General features: G+C 62.9%; 5 protein-coding genes and 2 riboswitches. Of the genes, 1 reads left to right on the top strand and 4 read right to left on the bottom strand.

What is annotated here, in order from left to right; translation table 11 throughout:
* From gcvPA to ABZE94_RS20795, 4 genes are all read right to left on the bottom strand, one after another.
* Positions 1-1,013: aminomethyl-transferring glycine dehydrogenase subunit GcvPA (gene gcvPA / locus ABZE94_RS20810; RefSeq protein ID WP_372878037.1), on the bottom strand; the 1,013-nt coding region annotated here is incomplete at its 3' end.
* Between the two features lie 11 nt (positions 1,014-1,024).
* Positions 1,025-1,411, bottom strand: coding sequence for a glycine cleavage system protein GcvH (gene gcvH / locus ABZE94_RS20805; protein ID WP_372878035.1), 387 nt, complete (start codon positions 1,409-1,411; stop codon positions 1,025-1,027).
* Between the two features lie 25 nt (positions 1,412-1,436).
* Complete coding sequence (gcvT, locus tag ABZE94_RS20800; protein ID WP_372878040.1) at positions 1,437-2,516, bottom strand: glycine cleavage system aminomethyltransferase GcvT; 1,080 nt, start codon at positions 2,514-2,516, stop codon at positions 1,437-1,439.
* 47 nt (positions 2,517-2,563) lie between these two features.
* Positions 2,564-2,667, bottom strand: a riboswitch (glycine riboswitch).
* Between the two features lie 23 nt (positions 2,668-2,690).
* Positions 2,691-2,781, bottom strand: a riboswitch (glycine riboswitch).
* 39 nt (positions 2,782-2,820) lie between these two features.
* Positions 2,821-3,948, bottom strand: a complete 1,128-nt coding sequence (locus tag ABZE94_RS20795; RefSeq protein WP_372878039.1) for a UbiH/UbiF/VisC/COQ6 family ubiquinone biosynthesis hydroxylase — start codon at positions 3,946-3,948, stop codon at positions 2,821-2,823.
* Between ABZE94_RS20795 and ABZE94_RS20790 the strand changes: the two genes are divergently transcribed.
* The coding region (locus ABZE94_RS20790) for a hypothetical protein (RefSeq protein ID WP_372878042.1) at positions 3,877-4,059 on the top strand (183 nt) is incomplete at its 3' end. The genes ABZE94_RS20795 and ABZE94_RS20790 overlap by 72 nt on opposite strands.

Below are 4,059 nucleotides of genomic sequence, written 5' to 3'. Positions count from 1 at the left end.
TGGTTGGTACAGATATTGGAGGTCGCCTTGGAGCGGCGTATATGCTGCTCGCGAGCCTGCAGGGTGAGTGCAAAACCGGGCTTGCCGTCGAGATCGACAGTGCGGCCGACAATACGGCCGGGCATCTGGCGCACGTACTGCTGCTTGCAGGTCATGAAGCCAAAGTACGGCCCGCCCGAGGACAGCGGCGCACCCAGCGGCTGCCCATCGCCGACGCAGATATCGGCGCCCTTTTCGTCCCCCGAACCCCACTCGCCCGGCGGCCGCAGCAACGCCAGCGCCAGCGGATTGACCACCGCGATGGCCAGCGCGCCCTGGGCATGCGCCCAGTCGGTGAGGGCATCCACGGCTTCCAGGCAACCAAAAAAGTTGGGCTGCGGAATCACCAGCGCGGTAATGTCCTCGCCCTCAAAGCGCTTGAGCGAGTCGACCAGCGTGGTGCCGGCCTGGGTGCAGAACGGCAGGGTTTCCAACTGGATGTTCTGCCCCTCTACGATGTTCTGCGCCACCTGCCGGTAGAAGGGGTGCACGCTGGCCGGCAACAGCACGCGGGCCGATTTCGATTTGCGATTGGCGCGTACTGCCATCAACACCGCCTCGGCCAGCGCCGATGCGCCGTCATACATCGAGGCGTTGGATACCTCCATGCCGGTCAGGCCGCACATCATGGTCTGGTATTCGTAGATCAACTGCAGCGTGCCCTGGCTGGCCTCGGCCTGGTAGGGCGTGTAGGCACTGTAGAACTCGCCGCGGGTGGTGATCTCCCATACTGCTGCCGGAATGTGATGCTCGTAGGCACCGGCACCGATGAAGCACAGCGGCTGGCCATCCTCGGCAGCGCGTTCGTGCATCAGCCGCGTAACGGCCATCTCGCTCAGGCCTTGCGGAATGGCCTGCAGCCCGCCGCAACGCAGGCTGGCAGGAATCTCGTCGAACAGTGCCTCGATGCTGTCGGCGCCGATGGCACCGAGCATGTCGCGAATATCGGTTTCGGTATGGGGAATAAAGGGCATAGTGTTTTCAATCAGTCTTCGAGGGAGGACTCGTATCCGGCCGCGTCCAGCAGGTTGTTCAGATCGGCGGCGTTATCCGGCTTGAGCTTGAACAGCCAACCGCCCTCATAGGGTGCTTCATTGACGAGTTCAGGCTGGTCTTCCAGGGCTTCGTTGCTGGCAATCACCTCACCGGCAATCGGCGCGTAAACGTCCGATGCGGCCTTGACGGATTCCACCACACAGCAGGCCTCTTCTGCGGCCACGGTCTGCCCGACCTCGGGCACTTCCACATAGACCAGGTCCCCCAGGGCTTCCTGCGCATGATCGGAGATACCGACCGTTACCGTGCCATCGTCTTCCAGGCGGGCCCATTCATGGGAGGCCGCGTATCTCAACTCACCGGGGATATTGCTCATGATGTTTTCCCTCAAAACTATTTATTTAAGTAACCAGAACCTTGCCATTACGCACGAATGGATATTTGACCACCCGTGCTGCCACGGCCTTGCCGCGAATATCGATCTCGACCGTATCGCCGGTCTGTGCGGGCACCCGTGCCAGCCCGATCGAACGCCGCATGGTGGGCGAAAAGGTGCCGCTGGTCACCTCGCCGTCGCCATGGGGCGTCATTACCTTTTGATGGGCGCGTAATACGCCGCGACCTTCCAGCAGCAGGCCGACCATCTTGTTGGCTGAAGCACCGCGCTGAGCTTCCAGTGCGGCGCGGCCGATAAAGTCGCGCTCTGCCGGCTCCCAGGCCACCGTCCAGCCAAGACCGGATTCAAGCGGGTGCTTGCTCTCGTCCATGTCCTGACCATAAAGATTCATGCCTGCTTCCAGGCGCAGGGTATCGCGTGCGCCCAGACCGCAGGGAGCCACCCCCGCTTCCAGCAGTTGCTGCCAGAGCCGCTTGGCCGCATCGGCCGGCAGCACGATCTCGAAGCCGTCCTCGCCGGTGTAACCCGTACGGCCGACGAAAGCCTCGCCGAGATCAACGGCACTGAACACCTTCAGGGCCATGACCGTTTGGGCCAGCTCCGATTCGAGCTGATCCGCGACCTTCTGGCGCGCCTGCGGACCCTGCACGGCGAGGATGCACAGTTCGCGCCGGGCTTCGATGCTCACATCAAAGCCAGCGGCCTGTTGTTGCATCCAGACCAGGTCCTTGTCGGTGGTGCCGGCATTGACCACGGTGCGAAACCAGTCATCGGCCATATAATAAGTAATCAGGTCGTCGATTACCCCGCCATCCTCGGCCAGCATGCAGCTGTACATTGCCTTGCCGGGTTCCAGGCGAGCCACATCATTGGCCAGCAGGCGTTGCAGGTAGGCAATGGTCTGGGGGCCGCGGATATCGACGGCCGTCATATGCGATACATCGAACATGCCGGCGGCATTACGGACGGCCTCGTGTTCTTCAATCAGGGAGCTGTACTGCACGGGCATATCCCAGCCCGCGAAGTCCACCAGCTTGGCGCCGGCGGCGACGTGTAGATCATAGAGTGCCGTTCTTTGAGTCATAACAGGGTACTGCTCGGTCCATACAGGGTTACAGCCCAACACTGAACTGTAGCCCCTCTGTCCATGAACCTGAGAGATCAGGGTAGCTTGCTACCCCTGCCCCGTCGGTGGTCGGCCATGCGTGATGGCGACGCTCTCCAGAGTCAACACGGAGAATCACTCGCTGGTGAAATCCCCTGCAGGGCGGTCCGTGGACCTGAGCGTTTCCGGGCGGTTGCGCCTTCGGTGACGGGTCGTAAAACCCGTTCTCTCCCGCACTGCGTTAGCGTTGAGCCGAGACTATAACGGCTGTGGCCAGCAGTGGCTAGCCTGCGGCTTGCTGAATCAGCGCTGACTTGAGTGGCGTGAGCAGGTTGACCAGCCGCGAGCCCTGCCGTCGTCCCAGTTGAATCAAGGGGTTGTCGCTGGCGTACAGGCGATTGAGCCCATCGGTGGCGGTTGCCATGAGCGCATCCTCGGCCTTGCGTGCACGCTCGTAGCGGCGCAGGCGGCGGTGTTCGCCGAGGTCGCGACCGGCCTGGCGGGTTTGCTGCAGCACCTCCAGCAGGTGGGCCGCATCCCCGAAACCCAGGTTCACCCCCTGACCGGCGAGCGGGTGGATCACGTGCGCTGCATCGCCCACCAGGGCCAGCCGCGGCGCGCAATAGGCCTCGGCCTGCTGCATGCGTAAGGGAAAAGCCGCGCGCTGGCTGGTGACGCTGACTTCGCCCAGGCGCCCTTCCAGCGCCTCCGTCAGTCGCTGCCCGAATGCCGCGTCGTCCAGGTCGAGGAGTTCGGTAGCCAGGGCATCGCTGGCCGACCAGACAATGGAGCAACGCCCATCGGCCAGCGGCAGCAAGGCCAGCGGGCCGGTGGGCAGGAAGCGCTGCCAGGCCGTGGCCTGGTGGGGCTGCTGCGTTTGCACATGCGCGACGATGCCGCGCTGCTGATAGGACCAGCCGTAGCAGCCAATACCCGCCAGCTCACGGGTCACCGAATTGCCCCCGTCCGCGGCGATGACCAATTGACTGGTCAGTACGCGTCCTTCTTCCAGCTTGATTTCGGCACTGGATTCTTCCAGGTTCAGGCCCGCAATCCGCGCCGGGCAGATCACCTCTACGGTGTCGAGTTGCTGCCACAGGGCATCGATGATCAGACTGTTTTCAACAATATGCCCAAGGCTGGCCAATCCCGAATCCGCCGCTGAAAAAGACAATTCACCTGCGCCGGTCTGCTCCCATACCTGCATCGACTCGTAGGCACTGATGCGTTGCCGGGCGATGGCATCCCAGGCCTTGATGCTTGCCAGGAATTGCTGCGAGCCGCCAGAGATAGCCGAAACACGCAGGTCCACCTCGGCTGCCGGGTCAAATGGCGGCGGTTGCCGGACCTCGATCAGGGCGACGCGAAAACCAGCCTGGCCCAGTGCGGCTGCCTGGGCTGCACCGACCATGCCGCCACCAACCACGATGACATCAAAATCAAGCGCCACGGTTATGCGCCCATCAAGGCTTCGATGTCGGCGATGGTCTTGGGCGCATCAGCGGTCAGCACGCGGGGCTCG

It is taken from the genome of Pseudomonas sp., from assembly GCF_041601375.1.
Lineage (GTDB): Bacteria > Pseudomonadota > Gammaproteobacteria > Pseudomonadales > Pseudomonadaceae > Aquipseudomonas.
Note: the sequence above shows the minus strand (reverse complement) of the source record. Positions and strands in the feature narration are given on the sequence as shown.